Annotated in this window: 1 pseudogene; it reads left to right on the plus strand. The window is 61.2% G+C overall.

Annotation, left to right across the window (positions count from 1 at the left end):
• Positions 1-55 precede the first annotated feature (55 nt).
• Positions 56-253: pseudogene (locus FLQ44_RS23670) on the plus strand (hypothetical protein); the annotation flags it as partial.
• Between the last annotated feature and the right edge of the window lie 128 nt (positions 254-381).

A 381-nucleotide genomic window follows, 5' to 3' on the forward strand; every position in this document is an offset into this window, starting at 1 on the left:
CGGGTAGCACAATGTTCCGTTCCCCGAACTCGTCGAGAACGGCAAGCTCAAGTCCCCAGAGCAGTTGCAGGCCATTTTCGATGAACGGGGCGTGGACACCCGTCAGCCCATCATCACGAGCTGCGGGTCCGGCGTGACCGCCGCGATGCTGGTTCTTGCGCTCGATATCATCGGCGCGAGCCGGGTCGTGCTGTACGATGGCGCCTGGGCCGAATGGGGCGGTCGCGAGGACACCCCCATTGCCCGCGACTAGAGCCTTTCAGGTTTTGACGGAAGCGTACCCAGCGTTTTGGAGGTAGTTTGCGCATTCGTCCTGCGTGATGTTTGAGATGAGTTGGCCGAGGTGACGCCATGTATCCTCGATGGTGCGCATCTGTGCTG

The organism is Vogesella mureinivorans, from assembly GCF_007644035.1.
GTDB classification, from domain to species: Bacteria; Pseudomonadota; Gammaproteobacteria; order Burkholderiales; family Chromobacteriaceae; genus Vogesella; species Vogesella mureinivorans.